Genomic DNA, 13,960 nt, shown 5'->3' on the forward strand with positions numbered 1-13,960 from the left:
ACATTCAGAAAAGTCTATGATACATAAATTCATGCTATTATATCGTAAAAATAATAACTTTGCAGACATGATTTAATAAATTATCTGTTTAAATAATTATGATAGTAAAAACAATATTAGCTGCAATGCTGGCAGCGTTGAGTCTGTCTTCTAATGCTCAAACTGCCACATTTAAGAGTTTCAGTTATAAAGGTAATGATACTCGATTCAATAAGAGTATTGATAACAGTAAGCAATTCTATAATCCAATTCTAGCTGGTTTCTATCCTGATCCGTCTATATGCAGGGTTGGTGATACATTTTATCTTGTAAATTCTTCATTTTCGTTTTATCCAGGTGTGCCTTTGTCAACAAGTAAGGACTTGGTAAATTGGAAACCATTAGGACATGTACTTGATCGTAAGTCGCAACTTCCACTTACACATCAGCGTATAAGTGGTGGTATATTCGCACCTGCAATATCATATAATCAGAAGAATAAGACTTTTTATATGATAACAACTAATGTTGGTGCTGGTAACTTTTTCGTAAAAACAAAAGATCCTTCAAAAGGTTGGAGTGAGCCTATCTATTTACCAAAAGTTAACGGAATAGATCCTTCTTTCTTCTTCGATAAAAACGGGCAGGGATATATCGTCCACAATGCTCCTGTTGACGGTGGAGCTGATTATGAAGGACAACGTGCTATACGAATATTCAAGTTTGATGTCAATGGCGATAGTATCATTGGTAATCATACTCAGATTGTGCGTGGAGGAACTCATGTTCAGAAAAATCCTATATGGATAGAAGGTCCTCATCTTTTCCGTGTAGGTAAGTATTATTATCTGATGTGTGCTGAGGGTGGTACGTGTGATTGGCATAGTGAGGTTATATTCCGTGCGACTAATCCTATGGGACCATGGATAGAATGTCCAAACAATCCAATCCTTACTCAGCGTACAGGTCTAGATCCTAAGCGCCCTGACATAGTTACAAGTACTGGTCATGCTGACATTGTACAGAGTAAGAGTGGAGACTGGTGGGCTGTGTTTTTAGGTTGTCGCCCTTACCAAGATGATTTCTACAACACAGGACGTGATACATATTTATTGCCAGTTACATGGAAGAACGGATGGCCAGAGATTTTAGAGAAAGGTAAAGCTGTGCCTACCGTATTATCAAAAACAGACTGGCAGAAGAAATATAATGTAGCTGATGTCAATCATATGACAGGTAATTTTACATATACTGATAACTTCAAAGATGGCACATTGGACAATCGTTGGATATTCTTAAGAAATCCTTCTGATTTCTATAAGTTCACAGATGGTGGATTAGAGATTAACGCTAAAGCGGTTAACATAAGTCAACCAGAATCTCCTTCCGCAATCTTTGTACGTCAACAGCATAATACATTCACAGCAGAGACAGAACTTACCTTCAATCCGTCTGACGAACATCAGCTTGCTGGATTGGTATTGTTGCAGAACGAGGAATACAATTTTGTATTTGGAAAGACTATGCGTGATGGAAAGTCTGTTGTTACATTGAAAAGGTCAGAAAGAACAAATGTCACAGTTGCTTCTGCAACTCTTGATAATAGCGAATCACAACAGCCGTTGCGTCTTAAAGTAGAAGGTGATGGTCGTTACTATAGTTTTTACTATGCGGCAGGTAATGGTGCATGGAAACTATTGGCGAGTGGAGTTGACGCAGTCAACTTGAGTACTCATCAGAGTGGTGGTTTTATTGGTGCATGTATTGGCTTGTATGCTACATTAAGTAATAAGTAATTAGTTATTTGATAGGTTTTAATGTTAAGTTAGTTTTTAGCATTCCTGATTCTTTGGTCGTGAGATTGAAGAATCAGTTTTTTATATAACGACATTGTGTAAATGTTCTATTTAAGTAATACATGAGTTGTGCTTAATAAAAATGGACCTGCATCTTTCTTCTGGAAGTGACTTACTGTTGCAAAAGATGTGTAATTTATCACTCGTGCCCACTTAAAATGATTAGCTTTTAGTATAACGTATGATAATTACTGTTTGAACCTAGATTTCTCATTGACGATTTGAATTTTGTACATTTAAGCTATCTTCTCTGCGTTTTTCGTGTTTTTTAGCTACGAAGCTACGGCATTTCTCGCAAAGCCTATAAACAGGGGGGCTGGCGAAACGTAGCTAAGTTCATTTAGCTTCGATGAGCTACGTTCTAGCTACGTCAACTTATGTCGTTTTAAGGATGGAATGTATTCTATAAGTGAATTTGTCAAAGAAACGTTAGCTGTATCTGAGGAACTGAGGATGTATAAATAGATTCAGTAAACGAAAACAGAATTTTCAAGCTTGTTTAAATGTTCTGCTGAATTCCGCTGAATTCTCGGCAAAGATACTGCAAAAATTTTGTCCATGCAATCAGATTTTGTTTGAGCTGTTAGCCAAAGTTATAATTACAAGAGTGTTGCACATCATAATACACGTGCTCACGCATGCGCACACTCAGAGTTATTCGTAAAAACAAGTGTCGAAGTGTCTATCCGTTGAGCATCAATTTGTTAGACATCTTTTCGGTTCGAATAAAGCGACGGTTATCCGTCGGTAAAATATGGGCGAAAATTTTTATCGTATTGAATTACACTTTACGAAGAATTTCGATGCGTTTACGATGTTTTGCAATCCGTTTGACGTTATATTGCATTGCGTTTTGCGAAGCAATAGGAGGTAAAACATCGTAGAAACGTTTGCATTTCTATATGGAATTAGTTGCGTTTCTATATAGAAACGCATGAGGAACTCGATATTTTACTGTCAATTCACCGTCACTTCATTTAGTCGAATTCGTCGATAAAATATTGATAATCATTAAGTTGACACTTCGATACTTATATTTTTCAAAACCCTAAGTGCGCGCGTACCTACACGTACATAATATAAGCAGAAATGGATGACGTAGCTGAAACGTAGCTCGTCGAAGCTAAATAGACCTAGCTACGTTTTGCCAGCCCCCCTGTTTATAGGCTTTGCGAGAAATGCCGTAGCTTCGTAGCTAAAAAACACGAAAAACGCAGAGAAGATAGCTTAAATGTACAAAATTCAAATCGTCAATGAGAAATCTCAGGCAAAATATTTATTATATCATACGTTATACTAAAAGCTAATACACTTGAAGTGGCATTAGTAATAATTAATACATATGATATATACTCGCCTATTGCATTTTTTTTATTATAAGAATCTTGTTTAGAAAAAAATGTAAATCATACTTTTACTTATCTATTTATGTAATGATAAATTAATTATAAATGTTGCCACATTAGTTAGAAAGATCAATATTTTATTATAACTTTGCAAAAACAAAGTAGGCAATGGGCGTTCATCCTTATACCTGTCTACAGATAAGTCTATATCAATTATGAGTGAAACAAGCAACAAGATGAAACCATTCCATTCTGTTATCATATTTATGATATTCGTAGTTTGTGCGGCATTATCTAGTATGCACAACTACAAGGTAACCAAGGATTCAATAATCCAAGACATGAATCAAGCCTTGAGCCAAACAATATCCCAAAAAGAAAATGGATATATAACTCCTGATACGATAATCAATTATCGTCAACACCTGAAAATAGATGCATTGAGAAATCGTTCATTTCTATATTATGCCTGTAACAACAAGGGTAATGTAATTTGCAGCAGAAAAATAAAATGGAACTCACAACAGTATTCGGTTGAATTTCAAAGTTATGCCAATTGTTCTGCAGCCGACATTATGGGATTGTCTGACCAGCGGCTACCTGCTTCAATACTAATAATCGGTATTTTGTGGGCGGCATCGTCGATATGGTATTTCAGAAGAAAGTATAAGGGCGTAATTGTTTTAGGCAATATGGTGTATTCGGAAGATGAAAATTCTTTTTATGATCTAAGTAAGGCGCCTGTTTTTATGACTCCAATGCAGGAAAAACTAATGATGATGTTTTTCTCATCAACAAATCATAAACTCTCCAAAAAACAGATTTGTGATGAATTATGGCCAAAGAAACCAGATGCCAGTGAGACCTTATATACGTTGGTGAGGCGTATAAAGCCAATAATACAGACTAGAGGAAACCTTAAAATTATATCTGAAAGAGGCAAAGACTACATACTTAGCGTTAACGATTAATTACCAGTGATTCAAGTAATTAAATGATTCTGACATTTAGATAAAATAAAATGTCAGACAGATGTCAGGTTGTTTTCAATTCTTTTTTTTAGCATTTTAATATCTTTGTGTGAAAATTTAAAACGCAAAGATGAAAAAAACTTGTTTTTTGATTATGTTTGCATTCTCTTTTAATATTCTGAATGCGCAAAACACAAAAGAAATCAATCTGAACGAAGTAACCGTTAACGCTTCCAGAATTGTGAACAAAGCTAACGGAATGATTATCATACCAACAGAATCACAACGAAAAGCTGCGACTAATGGATACAGCATGCTTGGTAAAATAGGACTTCCATATATAAGAATTGACGAGACAAAACATTCAATAACAGCCTTAGGCAATCAGGGAGACGTACAAATACGCATAAACAACGTTATTGCGGCAAAAGAAGATATGCTGGCTGTTAATCCAGTGGATATAATAAGCATAGATTTTATTGATAAACCAGGAGTTAGATATGGGGAAGGAGTTGCTTACGTCATCAACATTGTCACACGGCGTGATGAGTCTGGCTACACGTTTGGTACAGATATGATGCAATCTTTAACTGCAAGAAGCGGTAACTATAGCGGTTACGCAAAGATTAACCATAAAAATTCAGAACTGGGACTGACTTATAATTTATCATATAATGATTTTAGAGGAAACATATATGATGAAAAAGCCCAATATACGCTTAATGATGGTTCAAACTACATCATTTCACGCGATGATATCGATTCACGTTCGCGTAATATAGAACATACATTTGAACTAAAATACAACCTCGCTGATTCTGCTTCATATGTTTTCCAGACATCATTGTCGGCTAATTTTGAGCATACGCCCGGAGACTATAACAAAAGACTTATAACTGACAACGTAAACGAATATATATCTGAAACAAGAAACAATGGAAACGTAAAGTCACCAGCCCTTGATATTTATTTCTTTCATAAGCTTGGTAATCATCAAAACGTCACAGCAAATTTTGTTGGTACTGCTATTTCTACAAATGAGTACAACTACAACGACGAAGGTAGCCCTTATGAATATACCACAAACGGAAATACTTGGTCTATGATGTCTGAGGCAATATATGAAAATATATTAAATCCTGTCACGGTATCTGCAGGAATACGCAATAATATAAAATACACCAAAAACAAATATGGTGGCAGTGTAGATACTACAAACAGAATGCACAACTATGGAACATATATTTTCGGAGAACTGAAAGGACATTGGAATAAATTGGGATATGTGGGAGGGTTTGGAATTTCAAATCAAAGATATAATCAAGGGGAAAACGGCTATAACTATTGGCTGATGCGTCCAAAAGCTACGATAAGTTATTCGCTAAACAAAAACTTGGTTATGAATTATAGCTTTGAGATTTATGAGCATATATCTAAAATAGCAATGATCAGTGATACTAAAATACGCGAGAATAGTAGAGAATGGACAGTTGGAAATTCAAATCTTGAACCAAACAGAGTTACTACTCATACCTTAAGACTGGCATATAGCACAAAAGGATTTAACAGCAAAACAGATATTGAATATAGATTGAACTCAAATCCAAATTTAGCATATTATACCAGAACAGAAGATAACCAATTTCTTTATACACAGAAAAATCAGCATGCTATCAATATGCTTATCTTGCAAAACTCAACAAGGTATGACATAATTCAAAATGTTATTTCACTTTCTGCATACGCTGGGGTATATCGTTTCTTTAATTATGGAGAGAACTACACGCATGTGCTCACTTCGTATAATATGGGAGGGCGCATACAGTTTTATTTGGGGGCTTTCACAATTACAGCAAATGCAGATAACGGTTGGAAGTTTATGGAAGGCGAAACATGGAACAAAGATGCTGGCACAACAGATATCGTATGTTCATATCATATTGGTAACTGTGACTTATCAATATACTTGCAACACCCATTTCAAAATAATCCAAAGATAAACCATGCAGAACTTGTGGATAAATACATTAAGAAGTCTATGATAATGCATAGCCGTGATAACGGAAATATGTTAACCGTAAACTTTGCATGGAAATTAAGTCATGGTAAAAGATTTCAAGACATACAAAGAAAAATGAAAAACAAAGATACTCAAACTGGTATATTATAACTAAAGATGAAAAAGATACTTCTTGCTCTTGTAATATTCATCACCGCTTGTTTTGCTATAAATACGCCAAGAAAAGACGAAAGAAACTTCAAGGATATATTTAAGGAAGAAATGAATTATGCTGAATTCAAGACCTATATTGATCCTGATATGGGATGCAGTTTCCAATATCCTTCTTTTTTTAGCCAAGAAAGCTGTGATGACGGAACTTGCTGTGTAAGATTTGGATATCATACCAACGACATAAATATGGTCTTGGAATTAAAGATTTTATATGTAAGAGCGTCCACAGATGTTTTCAAAGAGTCTATATCATCAGGAAACTTAAATAGTTATGCTGGTTATTGCTATCATTCACATAATATTGTTTATAGGCATCGCCGTTATGTTCTTACTTTTTTCTATCCACAGGATTACAAACATGCTGTAACACGTATAATTCGTAATCTCAATGTGTGGAAACCATTTAAGTATTGTAAGAAAATATTTTAACTTCGTTTAAAAGATTCATAAACAAATATCAAATGGTATCTTTATAGAATTTTTGATTTCCTTTTTCATTATCATGTGATTTATTATATCACAATTCTGTTGACATTTTATTTCGATGCTAAAGTTCGCAAATAGTGATGTTCGCTATTTTTATTGGTGCATAAAATCAAGGTCTTCAATATTATTATATTTATATTTAAAATGTGTATGTGCTTGATGTATAATAGTAAATATAATAGACATGTATATGATCTCTTTACTATTATTCTTTGTTATTATTAAGCAAACACAACCGTTGTTTTAATTCATTTTCACGTGTTGCAATGTTAATCTATGCAAAAATAAGACTCACAAGTGTTAATATGTAATGCAAATTAGTATACCTTATCTATTTTTTTCTTAACATTGTAGCACGACTAAATTTCGGAGTATATAATAACGATAGATTTCTTAGACTAATAATTTTACAAATGCAGAACTTTAAATTGCTTTTAGTAGGTGTGGCCATATTGGGCTTCACCTCATGTTCTAATGATGACTCAGTAAATGAAGAGATTCTTAATCCATCCGTCACAGGATTGTCAGTGGATGCTTCGTCTGGTTCTTCATTATCTGATTTGGTGCTTAATTTTAAGTCACCTGGAACTCGTGCTGTGGATTACACAACACTATCTCTTGGTTTGATTACTGACATGCCATCAGCACCATCTGTTCCAAATGATGCTGCTGATTTTACAAAGGTTGTCAGTTATGGAAACGTTTCAACAACTAGTAATTCTGTTTATTTAGCTTCTGGCAAAACATATAATGGGGGGCTTGGGCTTGATAATAGAACTTATTACATTTCCGGAGATATGACACTTGATAATGTTTGGGGCTCTGGTACAATCTATATTTTGAAAGGTGGTTCTTTAAATCTAAACCATGGTGAAGGAACCTTGTTGAATAATCAAGGTACTACTATCTATAATTATGGCACACTGACAACTACTGCCAGTAAATTCTACATTGGCGGTAATGAGACTCTCTATAATGCCGGTAGTTTGGATATTCCTACACAAACATTCAAATGTGAAGGCAAGGTATATGTTGGTGGTTACCTAAATACTAAAGGATGGGAATCAAACCAAAATGAACGTGTAAACGTCGTTGGAAATGTTACAGTTGCTGATGCCGCATTACAACTAGATGGTAACATCCACGTTGGAGGCTCGTTTACGGCTCCAGCTATTACATTGCAAAACAGTTGTAAATTTGTCAGTGATTGCTCTATTAAGACCCCTGGTGAATTAAGACTTAATAGCAACAATGTTGTGCTTTATGCAAATTATGTGGAATGTGCAAGTCTTTATCAGTGTGCTGCGAGTACAATACAGTTAGAAAATGGTGCTTATATTAACTGTGCTGGAACATATACTAACCTTAATAATGGCAATGATGCAAAATTCGTTCTAGAAGGCGACAAAGCAATTGCTGTCATAAAGGCCGCAAAGATGATTTGGAATGCAGGCGGAGACGTTCAACGTGTGTATTTATTTCAGACTCCAGGTAGTGGATCTACAATAGCTGTAGACTGTGCTTCTTTTGCTCGTCTTGTTAATAATAATGACGAGATTGCGATGGCATTTGACGAATTCTCTTTTGATGGAGGTACCGTTGTTAATATTCAGGATGAATCTAAAATCCCAGGAAACATAAAGATTGCAAAGACGGATTGCAACCCTGGTTATAATCCTGATCCATCAATACCTACGACTGATCCAACCGCGCCAACAATAGATGTTATTGCCGAGGTAAACAATGATCATACTCATGATATTTCTGCCACATGTGTTAAGGCATACAAAGGAAATGTTTATGTTTCTTATCATCAGAGAGGAACTGGTCAAAGTGGATGTCTTGAAGTTTTGAAGACTGCCAACGACAAGACACAGCTATTACAGTTTATTCGTGACCATAATAATGAGCTTGATTATAACTCGTTAGCGATTAATCCCAACGTTGGAACATACGGACGTGTTTATGCTGTCGGCAACTCAAATAAAAAGGGTGGTATTATAGCCTATATTGATTTGACAAGCGATGGATTAATGAATACTAAGGATTCTGTTACAGAAAAGGGAACAGAAAAGCCTTTAAACATAGTTTGTCTTAAAGGGTATAAGAAATATGCAACAATTGACAAGGATACAACTGTTGACGGTGATGGTAATAGCGTTGCTATAAACGGAAGTCATATTGAGGTGATGACAACTTCAGGTTATCGTGTATATGATGCTGCCACGCTTGTTCCTGAAAGTGTGACTAAACTTCCTGGCAAGGCTAAGTTCATTGATATCAATGGTAACACAATGGTAACAGCTTATCTTGCAACACAGGCACATAATTCCGATGAAGCTATAAAAGCTAATGTTCAGACTTATGCAACTTCTGATTATAAATTAGCAAAGCCTTTAACCGAGATAACTAATGCTGCAGATATTCAACCAAATAATGGTAAGAATGTCGTCCTTGCTGATGGCAGCAAACTTTACTTATGTACAGGTCGTGACGGATTAAAGGTGTTTGAGAATGGTACGTTATCATGGAGCTACCAACCAGAAAAAATAACCACTTCTAAGGGTGTTTATAAGGCTTATTGTAACGGTGTTGCCTTTGATAGCAAATATATCTATCTTGCTTATGGTTCTTATGGCCTTATTATCCTTGACAAGACAACTCATAAAGTTATTGCTCAACGAAAGATGGTTAAATCTGCCAACTATGTAACTTTAGCTGATGGTTATATCTATGTGGCTTACGGACGTGATTGTCTGCAAGTCTTCAAGTTAGTAGAATAATCTCCTTTTATCATAAAAGACCAACTCGGGAATATTTATATTAAATGTTCCCAAGTTGATCTTTCCTAAAATTGAATTGAGTAAATGAATAGTACCTTGAATAAATTGTTTACTGTCATGCTACTATTATGTCTGCCCCAAATGGCTATCTATGGTCAGATGGACAATCATAATGGATACAGACCAAAGATGCTGGTTTATAAAAATCTAAAAAACAAAGATGTGTTAAAGCATTTCAATGAACGTTTCAATGAACTAGAACATCTGTTTAACAATGCTAAGGTTATTATGTCGCCTTATGCTGCCGCAAGAGATATTTCAAATTATAACACCATTCTTGACTCACTTTATAAAGTTAAAAACAATCAAGATGTTAAATCATTACTGCTGAATAATGGATTAGAAGTTACTGGACAGGCTTATGGTCGCTTAGACAACTCTTTTCATATCAGTGATGATGATGATGTGTCGTCTTATAAGGCAAAGGCTCAAGCTGAAATTGGATGGGATTTGATTAATAGCAAATTTTATCAGAAAGAAGCTAAAACCAAACAGATACTTTATGGAAATGAGGTTGACAGACTGCAACAGTTCAAAAAACAAAATGAAAATGTTTTTGACGATAGCCAGAATAAAATAATAGAAATGTATAATTACTATTTGGCTGTGACTATGACTCATAGGTTGAAAAATCTGGATATATTAAATGAGGCATCACAACTTATGCTTGAACAAGATAGGGTGGCTACTGATCAGACGATGGATTTGATGAATGAGAAGATCGATTTGGAATATCAACTTTCACAAACATATAATGCGGAAGCTCTTGATAAGCAGCCTCTGTTTATAATTAAACCAACGATGCTTGTTGTTGATACATTGGCTTTGATGAATCTTGTCAAAGACAATATGGGCTCAAAGATAATAACAGCTAACCAAAAGATGCTTGAAAATCGGAAACAGCTTACAAATTATCTCTCTACAACAAAATTGACACCATTCTTTAGGGTGTCTTCTTATTGGACTAGTAAAGACAGGCTTAGCAAGAATCTAGACTTAGGAGTAAGATTTACTATACCTCTTTGGAATCAGACAAAAAGCAAGAAGCATTCCATTGATGTCCAGAGTGCATTGTTGGAATTACAGCGTACTACAGATAATGAACAACTGAGAAGTATATGTCTTCAACAACTCAATATTATTGATAAGCTGAATCAATCGGTCAGCGTGGAGGCGATTCATATGAGGCAGCTAAAAAAGTATGTTGAAATTCGTAAAAAAGCGTATGCTCAAAATCAGAATGGATATAATTATATCGTCAGGATGCAGGAATATAACCAATTGCTTAAAGGAACGGAACGTCTTTGCCACTTGATGCTGAACCGACAGATGGCATTGATAAATATTGAGAAGACGATAGGAGCAGATGTAAAATATTTGACAAGGGAGGTAGACCTATGAACGGCTTTAACTACGATACTGAACCGCAGCAGGAAGATGCTCGTGAAATGCTTCGTTACCAGAAAACTAAACTGGCTAAACAACAGCTTGTTTTTTCGTGCTTCTTTTTGTTTCTTTTAATATTACTTGGTATTTATGTTGTTAATAGAATTATGTATGCTCAATATGACGGATACATAAAAATAGATCAAAACCATGTAAGGGCTTTGGACGATATTTATGTGTTGCGACTTCATAAGAAAGTAGGAGAACATGTGAATCCAGGGGATACTCTTTATTCTTATGTTCTACTGAACAATATTATTGGTCAATATGACGTGAATCATCGCCCAGCTGTTATAAAAGAAGCTGCTGACATGAAATTACAAGCACAGTTGGCAAAACAGCAAATTCCTGTATTAAGAACAAAACTGCATGAACTGCAAAAGCAGATGAGAAGTGAAAGTAGCGATGTATTTTATGGCCTTACCGATAATGCAGCGCAAAACAATTTGAAAGCTCAGATAGAGGAAACCAAGACAGAGATAAAAAAGCAGCTTGCTACAGTTGCTATATATGTAAAATCTATAGGTAACACAAGACAATATATTCATGGTAGTGGATATGACCGTGACCGCGCCGGTATGCCTTATTCTCCAGAAGGTAAAAGATATAACGGATCATTGGTTCTATATGCCTGTGCGCCAGATAGTGGTATTATCACTGATATAAAAATCCCTGCAAATACTGTTTTGTTCAAGACAGAGGAGGTTATGTCTATGCAGTATTCCAATTATGGTATAGCTAATCTTGGAGTAATGGTTTATGTACCTAGTGACAAGGTGGATTACATCAGTAAGGCAAGTGATGTTGAAGTGATTGTCAATCGAGATATAATACTTAAAGCCCATGTTAAATTGCTAGGACTGCGTGTGGAGGATATTCCAAAACATCTTTTGAGTAACTTTTCACATGATATTGATGCGGTAATTGCATATTTGAATTTTGATAAGGGGCAAGTTGTGCCTTATTGGGTATTGAATGATAATCTCCCAGTTAGAGTTCGTGTCAATAGATTGAAAAGTAAAAAACAACCATTCAGTGATAGACAGTTTATATTCACAGGCGATGGTGGTTCTGTACCCTATAAACCTGCGGGGAAAGTAAATACGAAAGTGCAAAAGTAAAGTTGTCATACTAAAGGAATAAATAATGAATGTTGATGGATTTCGAATATATACAAATTCTTATGGTCGCAAGATTGCGATAATAACAAAACTTGTTGATTTCTCAGATAAGTCATATTTTTATTACGGTGCCTTTGATGCCGTTTATATTAGCATGACTAATAGTCATTTAGTGAAAGCGGTATTGAAGCGTATCAATCCGGTGACATGCAACGAAACTTCATATCAGCCGCTTTTTGTCAGTAAACGGCTAAAAGGAAAGTTAGGATTGCACGATTACGTAATTGATGACTTTATTGATAACCCAACAACATCTGAGGTTGCTACAAAGATAGAAGACATTATCAGAAATACTAAGGAAAGGGGAATAATACCTGAAGATGAGCTAATAAAGACCTCTAGTGATATATTTCTGCGAATATACAGATACAAGTTATCACGCAATGATTTAATAATGAAACCAGAACTCGTTGAGAAATCGGCGACTGGCTATTCGTATCCTTTACTTGAATTATTCCATAATCTAGGATATTATCATTTACGTGAACACTTCTCTTTTGAACAAATCAGTTATGAGAAAGGTACTTTTCGTCCTTTGCGTTTCGTAAACAAAATACATCTTTGCCCTAAGTGCCAACACTCTCATCTACTTTATTATGAAACTTGTCCTAAATGTGGTAGCTCAGAATTGCACATCGAACAGATGATTCATCATTTTGCTTGTGCCAATATTTCTGCAGAAAGTACTTATAATTTAGGTGGACAGTTGGTTTGTCCTAAATGCCATGAACCATTGCGCCATATTGGTGTAGATTATGACCGACCTGCAAGCCTTTACTCATGCGAAAACTGTGGTAATAATTTTATTTCACCAGTAACAAAGGCTTCATGCACATATTGTGAGACAGAGACAAATGTGAAGGAACTTGTGCCTCACGATATATTTGAATTTGAGATTACTCCCCAAGGTGCAGAGAATATAGCACATTCTTTGTATCCGTTATATTCTATCAACTCATATTTTGACAACTATATGAGTTTCTATGCATTCAGAAACAGACTTAAATTACTTATCGAAAGGAAGATAAACAAGGATCAGATTGTAGGACTTGTTCTAGCTAAGATCTGGACTTTGGATGAAAATGGACGTACTATAGTCTCAACCGATGACGTTGTGGCTACAGCGTGTCGTGTCTTCTCAACAAATAAAGTAGCTTCTACAAAACATATTCTATATATAAGCTGCACTCTTTATCAAGGAGAGGGTCAGAAACAGCTTGATGAGTTTAAAAATAAGGTTGTTGAAGGAGCTAAGATACTTGCTGCATTTATCGAGCCTGGTCATACTCAGCACTATACGTTTGAGATTGTTGGAGATAAAATTACCGATATAAAGGCTTATATGCAACAGTTGGAATTAGTTCCTAATCAAGCTGATCATGTAACTACTTATGAAGAAGCAGAGCACCCGATGGATATTTCAACTCCAGAAGCAGTTATGAAACACTTCTTAGGAAATAATAAAAAGATAAGTGATGCTCCTGTCACGGCTGACGTGCCAAAAATACATGATGTAGAGATAACCAATAAAAAGTCATTTAATTATATTTCTTGGCTTATAATGATTGGAGTCGGAGCTTTAGCTGCTATTATAGGTAGATATTTGTGGTTAGTATAAA

8 protein-coding genes are annotated in these 13,960 nt (G+C 35.3%); all 8 read left to right on the forward strand.

The features are described 5' to 3' along the window. Positions 1 to 98 precede the first annotated feature (98 nt). The 8 genes from prwr041_RS06670 (at position 99) to prwr041_RS06705 (ending at position 13,959) form a co-directional block, all read left to right on the forward strand. Positions 99 to 1,775, forward strand: coding sequence for a glycoside hydrolase family 43 protein (locus tag prwr041_RS06670; protein ID WP_207153062.1), 1,677 nt, complete (start codon positions 99 to 101; stop codon positions 1,773 to 1,775). A 1,621-nt stretch (positions 1,776 to 3,396) separates the two neighbouring features. Beyond that, entirely contained in the window at positions 3,397 to 4,152 is a 756-nt protein-coding gene (locus prwr041_RS06675) for a response regulator transcription factor (RefSeq protein WP_237072166.1), read from the forward strand. A 130-nt stretch (positions 4,153 to 4,282) separates the two neighbouring features. Next, a complete protein-coding gene (locus prwr041_RS06680; protein WP_207153063.1) occupies positions 4,283 to 6,322 on the forward strand; it encodes a TonB-dependent receptor in 2,040 nt (679 codons plus the stop codon). Positions 6,323 to 6,328: 6 nt separating this feature from the next. Continuing rightward, entirely contained in the window at positions 6,329 to 6,814 is a 486-nt protein-coding gene (locus prwr041_RS06685) for a hypothetical protein (protein WP_207153064.1), read from the forward strand. Positions 6,815 to 7,284: 470 nt separating this feature from the next. Further along, entirely contained in the window at positions 7,285 to 9,654 is a 2,370-nt protein-coding gene (locus tag prwr041_RS06690; RefSeq protein ID WP_207153065.1) for a hypothetical protein, read from the forward strand. Between the two features lie 84 nt (positions 9,655 to 9,738). After that, positions 9,739 to 11,115, forward strand: a complete 1,377-nt coding sequence (locus prwr041_RS06695; protein ID WP_207153066.1) for a hypothetical protein — start codon at positions 9,739 to 9,741, stop codon at positions 11,113 to 11,115. Beyond that, complete coding sequence (locus prwr041_RS06700; protein ID WP_207153067.1) at positions 11,112 to 12,281, forward strand: multidrug transporter; 1,170 nt, start codon at positions 11,112 to 11,114, stop codon at positions 12,279 to 12,281. The genes prwr041_RS06695 and prwr041_RS06700 overlap by 4 nt, the downstream gene beginning before the upstream one ends. Positions 12,282 to 12,306: 25 nt before the next feature. Further along, positions 12,307 to 13,959, forward strand: a complete 1,653-nt coding sequence (locus prwr041_RS06705) for a TackOD1 domain-containing metal-binding protein (protein WP_207153068.1) — start codon at positions 12,307 to 12,309, stop codon at positions 13,957 to 13,959. Position 13,960: the final 1 nt, after the last annotated feature.

The organism is Prevotella herbatica (assembly GCF_017347605.1).
In the GTDB taxonomy this organism is placed as follows: Bacteria; Bacteroidota; Bacteroidia; order Bacteroidales; family Bacteroidaceae; genus Prevotella; species Prevotella herbatica.

Bases quoted from the DNA above. Each gene is read 5' to 3' on its own strand.
- prwr041_RS06700 (WP_207153067.1), top strand. From the start codon at position 11,112: ATGAACGGCTTTAACTACGATACTGAACCGCAGCAGGAAGATGCTCGT.
- prwr041_RS06680 (WP_207153063.1), top strand. From the start codon at position 4,283: ATGAAAAAAACTTGTTTTTTGATTATGTTTGCATTCTCTTTTAATATT.
- prwr041_RS06675 (WP_237072166.1), top strand. From the start codon at position 3,397: ATGAGTGAAACAAGCAACAAGATGAAACCATTCCATTCTGTTATCATA.
- prwr041_RS06685 (WP_207153064.1), top strand. From the start codon at position 6,329: ATGAAAAAGATACTTCTTGCTCTTGTAATATTCATCACCGCTTGTTTT.
- prwr041_RS06690 (WP_207153065.1), top strand. From the start codon at position 7,285: ATGCAGAACTTTAAATTGCTTTTAGTAGGTGTGGCCATATTGGGCTTC.
- prwr041_RS06705 (WP_207153068.1), top strand. From the start codon at position 12,307: ATGAATGTTGATGGATTTCGAATATATACAAATTCTTATGGTCGCAAG.
- prwr041_RS06670 (WP_207153062.1), top strand. From the start codon at position 99: ATGATAGTAAAAACAATATTAGCTGCAATGCTGGCAGCGTTGAGTCTG.
- prwr041_RS06695 (WP_207153066.1), top strand. From the start codon at position 9,739: ATGAATAGTACCTTGAATAAATTGTTTACTGTCATGCTACTATTATGT.